The sequence below is a fragment of the Saccharothrix sp. NRRL B-16314 genome (assembly GCF_000716595.1).
GTDB lineage: Bacteria > Actinomycetota > Actinomycetes > Mycobacteriales > Pseudonocardiaceae > Actinosynnema.
On sequence record NZ_JNXC01000003.1, the window covers coordinates 48,730 to 62,706 of the forward strand.

At 71.9% G+C, this 13,977-nt stretch carries 15 protein-coding genes; 8 read left to right on the plus strand and 7 right to left on the minus strand.

The annotated features are described in order from the left end of the window. The first annotated feature begins 6 nt into the window (after positions 1-6). The 3 genes from OQ02_RS07205 to OQ02_RS07215 are packed head-to-tail and all read left to right on the plus strand — an operon-like array spanning position 7 to position 2,877. Positions 7-786, plus strand: coding sequence for an enoyl-CoA hydratase/isomerase family protein (locus OQ02_RS07205; RefSeq protein ID WP_033437510.1), 780 nt, complete (start codon positions 7-9; stop codon positions 784-786). Then, positions 776-1,729 carry a class I SAM-dependent methyltransferase gene (locus OQ02_RS07210; RefSeq protein WP_033437511.1) on the plus strand — a complete coding sequence of 318 codons (954 nt, stop codon included), beginning with the start codon at positions 776-778 and terminating at the stop codon, positions 1,727-1,729. Before OQ02_RS07205 ends, OQ02_RS07210 begins: the two co-directional genes overlap by 11 nt. After that, the gene (locus OQ02_RS07215; protein ID WP_033437512.1) at positions 1,729-2,877 is read left to right on the plus strand and encodes a THUMP-like domain-containing protein; all 1,149 of its coding nucleotides are present in this window, start codon (positions 1,729-1,731) and stop codon (positions 2,875-2,877) included. The genes OQ02_RS07210 and OQ02_RS07215 overlap by 1 nt, the downstream gene beginning before the upstream one ends. Here OQ02_RS07215 and OQ02_RS07220 read toward each other — a convergent pair. Then, positions 2,851-3,807: a nucleoside hydrolase gene (locus tag OQ02_RS07220; protein ID WP_033437928.1), complete on the minus strand. Its 957-nt coding sequence runs from the start codon at positions 3,805-3,807 to the stop codon at positions 2,851-2,853. The genes OQ02_RS07215 and OQ02_RS07220 overlap by 27 nt on opposite strands. Positions 3,808-4,066: 259 nt before the next feature. Between OQ02_RS07220 and OQ02_RS07225 the strand changes: the two genes are divergently transcribed. Continuing rightward, complete coding sequence (locus OQ02_RS07225) at positions 4,067-4,813, plus strand: acyltransferase (RefSeq protein ID WP_033437513.1); 747 nt, start codon at positions 4,067-4,069, stop codon at positions 4,811-4,813. Here OQ02_RS07225 and OQ02_RS07230 read toward each other — a convergent pair. Further along, the gene (locus tag OQ02_RS07230; protein WP_033437514.1) at positions 4,810-5,217 is read right to left on the minus strand and encodes a winged helix-turn-helix transcriptional regulator; all 408 of its coding nucleotides are present in this window, start codon (positions 5,215-5,217) and stop codon (positions 4,810-4,812) included. The two genes, OQ02_RS07225 and OQ02_RS07230, sit on opposite strands and share 4 nt — an antisense overlap. Positions 5,218-5,283: 66 nt before the next feature. Between OQ02_RS07230 and OQ02_RS07235 the strand changes: the two genes are divergently transcribed. Further along, positions 5,284-6,225: an NADP-dependent oxidoreductase gene (locus OQ02_RS07235; RefSeq protein WP_033437929.1), complete on the plus strand. Its 942-nt coding sequence runs from the start codon at positions 5,284-5,286 to the stop codon at positions 6,223-6,225. Positions 6,226-6,280: 55 nt separating this feature from the next. Here the strand turns inward: OQ02_RS07235 and OQ02_RS07240 are convergent, their stop codons facing one another. Genes OQ02_RS07240 through OQ02_RS07250 form a run of 3 tightly spaced genes read right to left on the minus strand, consistent with a single transcriptional unit; the run spans position 6,281 to position 9,775 of the window. Next, a complete protein-coding gene (locus OQ02_RS07240; protein WP_033437515.1) occupies positions 6,281-7,531 on the minus strand; it encodes a glycosyltransferase family 4 protein in 1,251 nt (416 codons plus the stop codon). A 25-nt stretch (positions 7,532-7,556) separates the two neighbouring features. Then, the gene (locus OQ02_RS07245; RefSeq protein WP_033437516.1) at positions 7,557-9,032 is read right to left on the minus strand and encodes a 1,4-alpha-glucan branching protein domain-containing protein; all 1,476 of its coding nucleotides are present in this window, start codon (positions 9,030-9,032) and stop codon (positions 7,557-7,559) included. Then, on the minus strand, positions 9,029-9,775 hold the full coding sequence (locus OQ02_RS07250; RefSeq protein ID WP_033437517.1) for a class I SAM-dependent methyltransferase: 747 nt from the start codon (positions 9,773-9,775) through the stop codon (positions 9,029-9,031). Before OQ02_RS07250 ends, OQ02_RS07245 begins: the two co-directional genes overlap by 4 nt. Before the next feature lie 313 nt (positions 9,776-10,088). Between OQ02_RS07250 and OQ02_RS07255 the strand changes: the two genes are divergently transcribed. Continuing rightward, positions 10,089-11,399 (plus strand): hypothetical protein, encoded by a 1,311-nt coding sequence (locus OQ02_RS07255; protein ID WP_033437518.1) that lies wholly within the window; start codon positions 10,089-10,091, stop codon positions 11,397-11,399. Then, the gene (locus OQ02_RS07260) at positions 11,392-11,835 is read left to right on the plus strand and encodes a hypothetical protein (RefSeq protein ID WP_156076918.1); all 444 of its coding nucleotides are present in this window, start codon (positions 11,392-11,394) and stop codon (positions 11,833-11,835) included. The genes OQ02_RS07255 and OQ02_RS07260 overlap by 8 nt, the downstream gene beginning before the upstream one ends. 34 nt (positions 11,836-11,869) lie before the next feature. Here OQ02_RS07260 and OQ02_RS44715 read toward each other — a convergent pair whose 3' ends face one another. Next, positions 11,870-12,013 (minus strand): hypothetical protein, encoded by a 144-nt coding sequence (locus tag OQ02_RS44715; protein WP_197043239.1) that lies wholly within the window; start codon positions 12,011-12,013, stop codon positions 11,870-11,872. A 58-nt stretch (positions 12,014-12,071) separates the two neighbouring features. After that, positions 12,072-12,914: a DegV family protein gene (locus OQ02_RS07265; RefSeq protein WP_033437930.1), complete on the minus strand. Its 843-nt coding sequence runs from the start codon at positions 12,912-12,914 to the stop codon at positions 12,072-12,074. A 279-nt stretch (positions 12,915-13,193) separates the two neighbouring features. Between OQ02_RS07265 and OQ02_RS07270 the strand changes: the two genes are divergently transcribed. Further along, a complete protein-coding gene (locus OQ02_RS07270) occupies positions 13,194-13,976 on the plus strand; it encodes an electron transfer flavoprotein subunit beta/FixA family protein (RefSeq protein WP_033437520.1) in 783 nt (260 codons plus the stop codon). Position 13,977: the final 1 nt, after the last annotated feature.

Here is a 13,977-nt window from a genome sequence, read left to right on the forward strand (position 1 = left end):
GGACCTGTGGCTGAGTTCGTGAGGCTCGAAGTCGAGGACGGCATCGGCACCATCCGGCTGGACCGCCCGCCGATGAACGCGCTGAACAGGCAGGTCCAGGAGGAGATCCGGTCCGCCGCGCACGAGGCGGCCGACCGCGCCGACGTGTGGTCCGTGATCGTTTACGGCGGGCCGAAGGTGTTCGCGGCGGGCGCGGACATCAAGGAGATGGCCGACCTGACGTACGCCGAGATGGCGTCACGCGCGGGCTCGTTCACGTCGGCGCTGCGCGCGGTCGAGGAGATCCCGAAGCCGACCGTGGCCGCCATCACCGGGTACTCGCTGGGCGGCGGTTTCGAGCTGGCGCTGTGCGCGGACCGGCGGATCGCGGGCGACAACGCCAAGGTCGGCCAGCCGGAGATCCTGCTCGGCGTGATCCCCGGCATGGGCGGCACGCAGCGCCTGCCGCGGCTGATCGGCCCGTCCCGCGCGAAGGACCTGATCTACACCGGCCGGTTCGTCGGCGCCGAGGAGGCGTTGCGGATCGGGATGGTGGACGAGGTCGTGGCACCGGACGACGTGTACGAGGCGGCACGCCGGTGGGCCGGCCAGTTCGTCAACGGCCCGGTGCGCGCGTACGCCGCCGCCAAGGCCGCGATCGACGGCGGGCTGGACACCGACCTGGGCAACGGGCTGAAGCTGGAGAGCCAGTTGTTCGCGGCGATGTTCGCCACCGAGGACCAGAAGACAGGCATGGCGTCGTTCATCGAGAACGGGCCGGGGAAGGCGAAGTTCAGTGGCCGTTGATCCCAAGCCCCACCCGCACGCCACCGCCGAGGAGGTGCAGGCGGCGTACCGGGACCCCAAGCTCGCGAACGTGCTCTACCACGACTGGGAAGCCGACACGTACGACGAGAAGTGGTCCATCTCGTACGACGAGCGCTGCATCACCTACGCCACCGAGCGGTTCCGCGCGGTCGCGGGTGACGTCGGCCCGTACGAGCACGCGTTGGAGCTGGGCTGCGGCACCGGGTTCTTCCTGCTCAACCTGATGCAGGGCGACGTGATCCGGCGCGGTTCGGTGACGGACCTGTCGCCGGGCATGGTCCAGGTGGCGCTGCGCAACGCCAAGCAGCTGGAGCTGCCGGTCGACGGGCGGGTGGCCGACGCGGAGCGCATCCCGTACGACGACGACACGTTCGACCTGGTGGTGGGGCACGCGGTGCTGCACCACATCCCGGACGTGGCCGCCGCGATGCGCGAGGTGCTGCGGGTGCTCAAGCCGGGCGGGAAGTTCGTGTTCGCGGGCGACCCGACGAACGTGGGCAACTTCTACGCCCGCAAGCTCGGGCAGCTGACGTGGTGGCTGACCACGAACGTGACGAAGCTCGGCCCGCTGAACGAGTGGCGTCGGCCGCAGGAGGAGCTGGACGAGTCGTCGCGTGCGGCGGCCCTCGAAGCGGTGGTCGACCTGCACACGTTCGACCCGTCCGACCTGGAGCGGACGGCGCGCTCGGCCGGCGCGGTCGGTGTGCGCGCGGTGACCGAGGAGCTGTCGGCGGCGCTGTTCGGCTGGCCGGTGCGCACGTTCGAGGCCGCCGTGCCGCGCGAGAAGCTGAGCTTCGGCTGGGCGATGTTCGCCTACAAGACGTGGCAGCGGCTGGCGTGGGTGGACGAGAACGTGCTGTCCAAGGTCCTGCCGCGAGAGGTCTTCTACAACGTCTCCGTGACCGGCCGCAAGCCGGTCTGATGGGGTACGCGTTCAGCCTCGACGACGTGGCGCACCTGCGTTCCGCTGCCGGGCGCGCCGCGTTGTCGTCGCTGGCCGACCTGCCGTTGACGCCCGCGTCGCGGCTCGACGACGTCCGGCTGACGAAGCAGGCCTCACCGGTCCACTTCGCGGCGGTGCTGGAGACGTTGTTGTTGCGCCGCAAGGCGGCCAAGGTGTTGTTCACCGACGGGCTGTTCACCTCGGAGGCCCTGCAACAGGCCACGCCGCACCAGGTGGCGGCGCACCGGGCACGTCGGTTCAGCGGTCCGGCGCACGACGTGACCTGCTCGATCGGGGCGGACCTCGCGGCGTTGCCCGAGGGGTCGGTCGGATCGGACCTCGACCCGGTGCGGCTCGCGATGGCGCGGCACAACCTCGGTGACGCGGTGCCGCTGGTGCGGGCGGACGCGCTGCGGCCGGTGTCGCGGGGTGTCCCGGTGATCGCGGACCCGGCGCGGCGGGACGCGACCGGGCGGCGGACGTGGCGCCCGGCGGACTTCGCGCCGCCGTTGGACGAGCTGGCCGACGCGTACGCCGGGCGTGACCTGGCGGTGAAGTGCGCGCCGGGCGTGGACTTCGCGGTCGCGCCGTGGGCGGACGAGGTCGAGCTGGTGTCGTTGGACGGGCAGGTGCGCGAGGCGTGCCTGTGGACGCGCGGCCTGGCCACTCCGGGTGTGTCGCGGCGCGCGACCGTGCTGCGGTCCGACGGTCCCGAGTGGACGATCACCTCCGCGGACCCGGACGACTGCCCGGTCGGCGAGCCCGACGAGTGGCTGGTCGACCCGGACGGCGCGGTGGTGCGGGCGGGACTGGTGCGGCACTACGCGGCACGGCACGGGCTGGCGCAGCTGGACGAGCGGATCGCGTACCTGACCGGGCCGACGCCGCCGCCGGGGGTGCGGGCGTTCCGGGTGGTGGAGCACGGGCACTACAGCGAGAAGGCGTTGCGGTCGGTGCTGCGGGCGCACGACGTGGGGCGGCTGGAGATCCTGGTGCGCGGCCTGGACGTCGACCCGAACGCGTTGCGGCCGAGGCTGAAGCTGTCCGGGTCCGCCGAGGCGACCGTGGCGCTGACCAGGATCGGCCGCCGCCCGACCTACCTACTCGCGCACGCCGAGCGCACCTAGCCCGGCCAGCCGGTCGAAGAGGAACGCGCGCAGGCCGTCGAGGTCGGCGTCCATCGTGATGTCGAGCGTCTTGGCCCGGTCCACCTCCAGCCGCTGGTCCACCACGAGCGCGCCCCGGTTCGGCCCGAACGAGCAGTCGACGTCCACCGGGAACGGGGTGCTCCGCAGGATTCCCGGCCGCACCGCCTCCGCCACCGCGACCGCGTCGTGCACCGCCATGCCGTCCCAGCCGAGGAAACGGCGGTAGGTGGCCAGGTAGTCGGGGGTGAGGCCGACGAGGGTGGCGGCGGCGTCGGAGGTCTTCGCCAGGTCGGTCAACCACTGGGCGCTCACCGCGCACCGGCGGGTCAGGTCCATCGGGACGAGCGTGGTCGGCACGTCCTCCTCGACCAGCACGCGGCGGGCGGCCTCGGGGTCGCTCCAGACGTTGAACTCGGCGGTGGCGGTCACGTTGCCGCCCTGCACGCCGCCGCCCATGACGACGAGTCGGCCGATCTTCGGCTTCAGGTGGGGGTGTGCGGCGAGCAGCAGCGCGATGTTGGTCAGGGGGCCGATGGGGACGATCGTGACGGGGCGGTCGGCCTGCTCCAGGAGCTCGCGCATCAAGGTGACGGCGTCGCGGGCGTCGGGGCCGCGGGTGGGTGACGGGAGCGTGTCGGCGTACCCGGAGAGGCCGTCGGAGCCGTGCGCGCTGGACAGGTGCGGGTGCGGGTGGACCAACGGCCGCGACGCGCCGACGCCGACCGGGACGTCGTCACGGCCGAGGAGCGCCAGCAGCCGCAAGGCGTTGCGGGTGGTGTTGTCCAGGGAGACGTTGCCGAAGACCGTGGTCACCCCGATCAGCTCGACTTCGGGGCTGGCGGCGGCGAGCGCGAGGGCGAAGGCGTCGTCCACGCCGGGATCGGTGTCGATGATGAGCGGAGTGGTCACGTGCACCATCCTGGATGGTGTCGTTTCGGTGCGGGCGATCGAGGTCCACGAACGGGTCCTACGACGACCGGGCGACGGCGGACGAGGCGCGGTGGCAGCGGTCGGAAGGGCTCCCGCATGGCGGTGGTCGGTCGGGGCAGGGCGTCCGCGTTGCCCGGCGGTCGCGACCCGGCTCGGTGACGCGGTTGCGCCGGTTGTGCGTCAGGCGGCACGGCGACCTGGGACTTTACCGGCCGGCGGCGGAAGTTAGAGTGCCCGCGTGACGAGCATGTGGGGTGCACCGGTGTGGACGAGGTGGCGCAGGTCGCGCCGTGACCCGGCGCAGGCCAGGTTCCTCACCCTGGCCTCGCTGCGCTGGGTGCTGCGGCACCGCGCGTACACGCCGTGGTACCTCGTGCGGTACTGGCGGCTGCTGCGGTTCCGGATCGCGAACCCGCACGTGGTGCTGCGCGGGATGGTGTTCCTGGGCAAGAACATCGACCTGCACTGCCGTCCCGGCTACGGGCGGCTGGAGATCGGCCGGTGGGTGCACATCGGCGACGGCAACGCTATCCGCTGCCACGAGGGGTCGTTGCGGATCGGCGACAAGGCCGTGTTCGGCAAGGACAACACGGTGAACTGCTACCTGGACGTGGAGATCGGCGCGGCCACCCTGATCGCCGACTGGGTGTACATCTGCGACTTCGACCACGTGACGGCCGACATCACCCTGCCGATCAAGGACCAGGGCATCGTGAAGTCACCGGTGCGGATCGGCCCGGACTGCTGGCTGGGCACCAAGGTCACCGTCACCCGCGGCACGCGGATCGGGCGCGGGTGCGTGATCGGCGCGCACGGCGTGGTGCGGGGCGACGTGCCGGACTTCAAGATCGCCGTGGGCATCCCGGCGAAGGTCGTCAAGGACCGCCGTGCCGACTACGAGGCCGACGCCGTGCGCCGCGCCGCCGTCGCCGACATGGCCCGCAAGGCCCAGGAGGCCTTGGAGCAGTCCAGGAACGGCTCCTAGACGGGCTGGAGTTCCTCGCCCGCCTTCCGGTCGTACTCCTCCTGCGCCCGGCGGATGTCGTCGATGTGGGTCTCCGACCAGATCCGGATCGCGTCCATCAGACCGCCCACGTTGGCGCCCAGCGGGGTGAGGCTGTACTCGACCCGCGGCGGGACGCTCGGGTAGACGGCGCGGTGCACGAGGCCCGCCCGTTCGAGGTCCCGGAGGGTCTGGGTGAGCATCTTCTGGGTGATGCCGTCGAGGCGGCGGCGGAGTTCGCCGAACCGCAGCGTGCCGGGGCGCAGGCCGCCGATCACCAGGCACACCCACTTGTTGGTCAGCAGGTCGAGGACCGCCCGTGACGCGCAATTGCGGAGGAAGGCGTCCGCGCCGCCGTGGGCGCGCAGGTCAGGGATGGTATACACAAGGTACCTAAATACCATTTCGGTGCCTTCTTCACAACGGGTACCACTGCTGTGAAGCTCTTGACCATGACGAACGAGATGCGAGCGGTGACGGTCCACGCCTTCGGTGAGCCCGAGGTCATGGAGGTCGGGGACGTCGCGCGGCCGGTGCCGGGAGCGGGCGAGATCGTGGTCGAGGTGCGCGCGGCCGGCGTGAACCCCGTCGACTGGAAGGTGCGCAAGGACGGCTACTGGTTGACGGCGCCGTGGGTGCCGGGCTGGGACGTCTCCGGCGTGGTGGTGTCGGTGCCCGCCGGGGAGAACAGGTTCGAGGTCGGCGACGAGGTGTTCGGGATGCCCCACTTCCCGCACCCGGCCGGCGCGTACGCCGAGTACGTCGCCGCGCCCGCGAGGCACTTCGCCCGCAAGCCCGCCAACGTGGACCACGTGCACGCGGCGGCCCTGCCGCTGGTCGCGCTGACCGCGTGGCAGGCCCTCACGGAGGCCGCGAAGGTCAAGCCGGGCGACCGGGTGCTCGTGCACGCCGCCGCCGGCGGTGTCGGCCACCTCGCCGTGCAGTTCGCCAAGACCCTCGGCGCCCACGTGATCGGCACGGCGCGTGCCGCGAAGCACGACCTGCTGCGCGAACTGGGCGCGGACGAGCTGGTGGACTACACGACGCGGGACTTCGCCGAGCTGGCGGACGTCGACGTGGTGATCGACCTGATCGGCGGTGACGACTACGTGCGCCGTTCGATGCGGGTGCTCAAGCCGGGCGGGATCTACGTCGGGGTGACGAACCCCGGTCTGCTGCCCGAACTCCGGGCGGCGGCGGAGGAGCTGGGCGTCCGCGCCACCACGGTCTTCGTCGCCCCCGACCACGCCGCGCTGGAGCACGTGGCCGGGCTGGTGGAACGCGGCGAGGCGAAGGTCCTCGTCGCCGAGACGTTCCCGCTGGAGGACGTGGTGAAGGCGCACCAGGTCGGTGAGGCCGACCGGACCACCGGCAAGATCGTCCTCACCCTCTGAGGCTGCGGCACCCGGTCAGTCGCGATACCCGTCAGTCGCGGTGCCGCGTCAGGCGTCAGAGGAAGACGTTGCCGGTGGGGATCTTGGGGCGGCCGAGCGCGGGGTGGTCGTGCACGCGGGCGGACCGGTAGACGGCGGCGGTGTCGGTGGCGATCTTCGACCAGTCGAAGTCGGTGGCCAGGCGGGACTTCGCGGCGCGGGCGCGGCGCCGGGCCGAGGGGCGGTCGTCCAGCACGGACCGGACCGCCGTCGCCAGGCCGTCGACGTCGCCGGGGGTGAACGACAGGCCGGTGACGCCGTCCAGGACGACCTCGCCCAGCCCTCCCGCCGTCGAGGCGACGAGCGGGGTGCCGGCCGCGGCGGCTTCGAGCGCGACGATGCCGAACGGCTCGTACTTGCTCGGCAGCACGACGGAGTCCGCCGCCGCCAGCGTGGCGGCCAACGCGCGGTCCGACAGGTGGCCGACGAAGTCCACCGCCCGCCGCACCTTGTGCTTGCGCGCCTGCTCCACCAGCCAGTCCCGGTGCGTCCCCGACCCGGCCACGACCAGCCGGGTGCCCGGCCAGAACCGCCGGATCCGGGGCAGCGCCGCGAGCAGGTCCTGCACGCCCTTCTCCCACTCCAACCGCCCGAAGAACAGCAGCAACGGGGCGCCGTCCGGGCTGTGCGCGGCTCGGGCCGCGGCCACGTCGGAAGAGTTCACCCGCCACCGCCGCGGCTCGATGCCGTTGTGCAGCACCGTGACCGACGACGGCTCCACGTCGAACAGGTGCGCCACCTCGGCCCGCATCGCCGACGAGCACGTGATCAGCGCGTCCGCCCGGTTCGCCAGCCACCACTCGACCGAGTGCACCTGCTGGTTCAGCGTCTGCGACAGCCACCCGCTGTGGCGGCCCGCCTCGGTCGCGTGCACGGTCGCCACCAGCGGCGCGCCGCACGCGTCGGCCAGGGCGATCGCCGGGTGCGTCACGAGCCAGTCGTGCGCGTGCACGACGTCCGGCCGCCAACCGCGCAGCAACGCCAACCCGGCGCGCGTCATCGCGTGCCCCATGGCCAGCGTCCACGCCACCAGGTCCCGCTCGAACACCAGATGCGTCGGGTCCTCGGCCACCCGGATCAGCCGCACGCCGTCGACCACCGAGTCGGACGTCGGGTGCGTGATCGCGTCCGTCCCCGCCGGCTGACGGCACAGCACCACGACGTCATGCCCCTGCGCGGCCAGGTGACCGGCCAGCGCGTGCACGTGCCGGCCCAACCCGCCCACGACGACGGGCGGGTACTCCCACGACAACATCAGCACGCGCATGGGCCATCCTCGCATCTCCGCACCATCACGACAGGGCCAGCCCTCGTGCGTCGAGGTGACCGAACGGGCCGTCGGCCCGGCGCAGTTCCGCCGCCCGCCGCCGCCCACGTCCGGCACGCCGCAGCGCCGCCAGTTCGGCGAACCGGTCCGCGTGCAGCTTGGCCCGGTACCGGGCGTAGTCGGCCGCGGAGTCCTTGGTGACCATGAACGCCCAGTCGCTCGACAACGCCAGCAGCGCCTCGCGCACGGCCTGGTCGGCGACCGGGTCGCGCACCACGCCCGAGAAGTCCAGCGAGAGCAGTTCCCGCTGCACGGAGGCGTTGCCGTCCACGATGTCGCCGACCTGCGGCCCGTTCCACACGTGCCAGTCCTTGCCCGCGCCCCACGACGACGGCGGCACCTCGACCGGCGGGCCGACGTGCCCGGCCTCGACCGCACCGCGCAGCGTCGTCACCCGCACTCCCGCCGCGGGCAGTTGCCGGAGCACCGCCTCCAGCCACGCCGGACCCTCGTGCCACCAGTGCCCGTACAGCTCGGTGTCGTACGCGGCGACCACCAGGGACGGCTTGCCGTGCTGCTCCTTCAACGCCCGCAGCCGCCGCACCACCGTGTCCACGAAGTCCGCCGCGTGCCGCTGGACGGCGTCCGCCGCGAGGTCCGGGTCGTACGGCCGCTTCTCTTCCGGCGCGACGTTCTTCCCCGTCACCCGGGACGGCTTGAGCCCGCTGGGGTGGTCGTAGGTGTGGAAGTCCCGGTACGCCGGGTCGCCCGGGTAGCCGACCTTCGGCGACCACACCCGGTACGACACCTCCAGGTCACGCCCGAAGCACACCACGTCCGACGAGCCGACGGGTCGGCCGGCGGCCGTGTCACCGCGCAGCGACGGACCGTCCACCAGGAACCGCCGCACGCCGGCCCGCGCGTAGTCGTCCTCCAGACCGGGCGCGTACGCGCATTCCGGCGCCCAGATGCCCTCCGGCGCCGACCCGATCCGGTGCGCCGTGTCCGCGAGACCGGTCCGCAACGAGAACTCCCGCAGCCGGGGGTCCAGCAGCGGCTGGAACGGGTGCGCGGCCGGTCCGCCCAGCAGTTCGACGACCCGTGAGTCCACCAAGGACCGCAGCAACGGCGAGAAACCGTGCCGCCACCGCGTCTCGAACCGCTCCAGCGCCCACGCCGACGAGCGGTGCTCCCGCGCGGCGAGGTCCGGCAGCCGTGACGACGCGCTGTGCGCCCGCAGCTGCCAGTTCCCGAGCCAGTCGTGCACGCCCCGCAACGTGTACGGGTCGTCCAGCTGCGCGGCCAGGATCGGCGTGACGCCCAGCGTGAGCACGTCCTCGCGGCCCTCGGCGGCGAACCGCTCCAGCAGGTCCACCACCGGCAGGTACGAGTGCGCCCACGCCTGGTACAGCCACTCCTCGCCGACCGGCCAGGCGCCGTGGTGCGCCAGCCACGGCAGGTGGCTGTGCAGCACCAGGCAGAACGTCCCCTCGTCCGTCACGGGCGCACCGCCACGGCGACGAGGTCGAGGCTCGCGTCCAGGTCGTCGGTGGTGATCTCGAAGTCCTGGCTGCGCACCGACGTGACCGCGCCGAGCAGGTCGGCGGGCCACTCGCCGCCGTCCACCACCACGGCCACCTGCGCGTCGATGACCGACCCGCCGAACCGCTCGTCCAGCCGGCGCAACGCCGGGCCGTGCCGCAGACCGGCCAGCACCTCGACCCGCAGCCCGGCGCCGACCAGCAGCCCGTCCAGCTCGGCGGGCGCCAGCTCACGGGTGTGGAACGGGTTGAGCGGGGTGTCCCGGCCGGGGGAGAACGTGAGCCGGTTGGGCGTGGTGACCAGCAGCCGCCCACCGGGCCGCAGCACTCGCGCGCACTCGGCCAGGAAGCCCTCCTGGTCCCAGAGGTGCTCGATGACCTGGAGGTTCGCCACCACGTCCACGCTCGCGTCCCGCAGCGGCAGCGACGCGAGGTTCCCGCGCAGCACGGCCAGCTCCGGGTAGGCGCGGCCGACGTGCGCGGCGGTGATCTCGTCGTAGTCCAGCGCGACGACCCGCGCGGCGTGCTCCGCGATCAGCGCGGCGCCGTAGCCCTCGCCGCAGCCTGCCTCCAGCACGACCGCGCCGGTGCAGTGCCGGACCAGGTCCAGGTACGCCGCTTCGTGCCGCCGGAACCAGTAGTTCTCGGCGGCGATACCGGGGACGGTGCGCTCACCGGTGAGGGGCAGCGGCTCGACGGTCACCCGACCAGCCTAGTTCCTCGTTACTCGTGGGTAGGCATCGCCCGCCCACTACGGCGTCACTGTTTCGTGTGAACCCACGGATTGGAGACGGATGGTGATTATCGCGGCACGCATTCTTCTCCCCTCGGTTCCATTCTGGGAATAACACTATCGGGTGACGTACGGTGGTTCAGAGTCGATCTTCCCCATAGGTGTTTCCGCTGCCAGTGGTGTGCATGGACAGCGGTCGGTGCGGGTAGTCGAGGGTGGTCACGAGCCGCTCGGGTGCCTTACGCTCGGCACCTCGGCCAATCTTCAGACGAGTGGGGCCGCCATGGGTGCGAAAGAGCCGGAGATTGTTCCGCTGCACACGGGTTTCGACGTGGTCTACCGAGGATTCCACCGGCGCCAGGTGATCGAACACCTGGAGAACCTGGAAGAACAGCTCAAGTACACCGGCCTCGACCGCGCCGAGGCGCTGGCCCAGGCGGCCGACCTGCGCAAGCTGCTGGAGATGACCAGGCGCGACCTGGAGCAGGCCAGGTCCAGGATCGAGCGGCTGGAGATGTCGCCCAGCACCACCACGGGCGCCGGGGAGCGCATGCACCGGATGCTCATGATGGCCGAGGAGGAGTCGAACGAACTCCGCGTGCGCGCCGACCGTGACGTCGCGGACCTGCGCGAGCGCACCGAGGCCGAGTTGGCCGAGTACCGGCGCGGGGTGGAGGACGAGCTGGCCGAGCGGTGCGCCCAGGCCGACGCCCGCGCCCGCGAGCAGCGTGACGCCGCCAACCGCCGGGCGGCCGAGCTGGACCAGCGCGAAGTCGACCTGGAACGCCGTCAGGCCGAGGTCGAGGCGCACCTCAAGGCCCGTGCCGAGCAGGTGGAGGCCGAGTGCGCCGACATCCTGGCGAAGGCCGAGCGGGACGGGGAGCGGCTGGTGCGGGAGGCCGGCGAGCGGTGTGCCGCGGTGGAGGCGGCGTCCGACGCGAAGCGGACCAAGGCGCAGAACTTCTTCGAGCTGACCATGGCCCGGCGACGGCACGAGGCCGAGCGGCACTTCGCGGAGCAGGACCACCTGGCGAAGACGCGGGCCGCTTTCCTGATCAAGCTCGCGGTGCGCGAGACGGCGCGGCGGACCGCTGAGATCCAGCAGCGGGCGGACGAACTACGCGAGCTGCGCCAGACGGTGGCCGCCCAGATCGCCTCGGCCCGGATCGCGTTGGACGAGGCGGCGGAACGGGTGCCGAACCTGATCCCCGAGCAGATGACGGTGGAGCAGGCGACGGTGGAGCAGACCGGTGCCGCCCAGAAGAGTGCCGCCCAGAAGAGTGCCGCCCAGGAGAGTGCGGGGCAGGAGAGCGTCGGGCAGGTTGCTCCCGAGCAGCTGAGTGCTGCCCAGGTGAACGCCGCCCAGGCGGGTTCGGCGCCGCTCAGTCCGGCGCAAGTGGGTCCGGCGCAGGTCAGTTCGGGACAGCCGAAATCGGGGCAGCCGAGCCCGGCGCACGTGAGTCCGGCGCAGCTGGGTCCGGGGCAGACGAGTTCGGGCCAGGCATCTCCGGCGCAGGTGAGTGCGGCTCCGGTGGATTCCGGGCAGGTCGGGTCGGAGCAGACGGGCACTGACGGGCAGCGCGTCGGTGCTTGAGGGGAGCGCGGTGATGTGGGGCGTGGTGTACGTGGTCGGGTTGTGCGCCTTGGCGTTCGCGATGGGCTGCCTGCTGATGTCCGTCGTGCTCAGGCGTGACCGTGAAGAGCCACCGCCGCAGGCCACGCCCGCACCACCGGCCCCCGACCCGTTCACGCCGATGATCGACCTGCGGCGGTTGCCGGAGGACTACGCGACCAAGCCGATCCACCGCAACCCGGTGATGGGCATCCCGCCCGCCCTGCCGCCGCCCCCGCCGCCACGGCCGCGGCTGTCCCTCGTGCCGGACCCGGCTCCGGACCTCGAACCCGAGGAACCCGTGCGGCAGGACGAGGTCCGCCCCGTGCACGTCGTCCGCGACCTGCCGAGACCCGAGGTCGACGTGCCGAGACCCGCGGTGGGCGACGAACCCGCCCGCCGCGAGTCGAACCTCTAGCGCCCGAACGAGAGTCGAGAACGAGCGCCGAGGACTAGCGCTTGCGGAGCTTCCGGAGCAGTTGCTGGGCCTTGGCCCTGTTGCGCGGGTCGCTGGCCGCGTGCTTGACCTGGTCGGTGATGCGGCGGCCCTTGGGACTGCGGGCGAACTCGGCGAGCTTGCTGAACAGAGAAGCCATACCGTCCTCCTTCCCTGCCGACACAACGCCCAAACCCGACACGGAGTTCCTGAACTGGCTAAACGGGTGACACGGTGACGCCGAGCGCACCTGGACCGACGTGCGCGCCGATCGCCGAGCTGACCTGGGTGACCAGGAACCGCCGCACGGTGGGCAGCTTCGCGCGCAGCTGGTCGAGCACCTTCCCGGCCCGTTCGGCCGCGTCGAAGTGCTCGACCGCGATGTCGACCGCCGCCCGGCCCGCGCGCTCGACCGCGATGTCGATCAGCTTGCGCATCGCGCGTTCACCGCCGACGACCTTGTCCAGCGGCGTGATCTGCCCGTCGACCACGGTCAGCAGCGGCTTCATCGACAGCGCCGACCCGAGCAGGGCGGTGGCCCGGCCGATCCTCCCGCCGCGCCGCAGGTACTCGAGAGTGTCCACGTAGAACAGCTCGCTGCTGTGCCGGAGGCTGTGCTGGGCAGCGGCCAGCACCCGGTTCACGTCACCGCCCGCGGCGGCCACCGTGGCGGCGGCGACCACGGCGTACCCGAGGCTCATGCCGCACGTCTGCGTGTCCACCACGTGCACCGGCACCCGCACCTGGGCGGCGGCCTGCCGCGCCGCCTCCACGGTCTGCGACATGCCGGTCGAGATGTGCAGGGACACGATCGCGTCCACGCCCGAAGCGGCGGCGTCGGAGTAGGCCCAGTAGAAGGCGCCCGGGTCGGGCGGGGAGGTGCCTACGTCCACCTGTCCGCGCAGGGCGTCCACGAGCTTCGGCACGGGAACGCGGGCCTCGTCGTCCACCACGGTCCCGATGCGTACCTGGAGCTGCGCCACCCGCACCCCGAGTTGGTCCGTCAACTGCTGCGGCAGGCACGCGGTGGAGTCCGTGACAATCGCTACTCGCCGGAACATGCGTTCGAACCTAGCCGAGTAGGGGGAGAGGGTCTGTAACGCCGCCAGCGAGATGTCCGACATCGTCCGATTGCCCTGTCGCCCCAGTGAGCATCATCACGCGCCGCGGGTGCTTGCTCCTGTTTGCACCCCTGCTACCCGTGGGTAACATCGGGGTGGCCGACACCACCATGCCAACGCGGTGATGACATGGCAGGGTCACGAACAATCCGGCGACCGCAGGCAACTACCGTCGCCAACCCGCGTCGCCGCCCGTCCGCAGGAGGTCGAAGAGGACCCATGAACATTGTCGTCCTGGTCAAGCAGGTGCCCGACACCTGGTCCGAGCGCAAGCTCGCCGACGCCGACCACACCCTCGACCGCGAGTCCGCGGACGCCGTGCTCGACGAGATCAACGAGCGCGCCGTGGAAGAGGCGCTGCTGCTCCAGGAGGCGCACGGCGGCGAGGTGACCGTCGTCGCGATGGGTCCCGACCGCGCGACCGACGCGATCCGCAAGGCGCTCTCCATGGGTGCGGACAAGGCGGTCCACGTCTCCGACGAAGCCCTCCACGGCTCCGACGTGCTCAGCACCGCCAAGGTGCTCGCCAAGGCCATCGGCACGCTCGACGGCTTCGACCTCGTCATCGCGGGCAACGAGGCCACCGACGGTCGCGCGGGCGCGATCCCGGCGATCCTCGCCGAGCTGCTGGGCGTGCCGCAGGTGACCCAGGTCCGCAAGGTGACCGTCGAGGGCTCCACCGTCAAGGCCGAGCGGGAGACCGACGAGGGCGTGTCGCACCTCGAAGCGAGCCTGCCCGTCGTGGTCAGCGTGACCGAGAAGATCAACGAGCCCCGGTACCCGTCGTTCAAGGGCATCATGGCGGCGAAGAAGAAGAAGGTCACCACGCTCACCGTCGCCGACCTGGGCTTGGACGCCGGCGAAGTCGGTCTCGGCGCGGCCTGGTCGCAGGTGCTCGAAGCGGCCCCGAAGCCGCCGCGCAGCGCCGGTCAGCGCGTCGAGGACTCGGGTGACGGCGGCTCGAAGATCGCCGCGTACCTGGTCGACCAGAAGCTCATCTGAA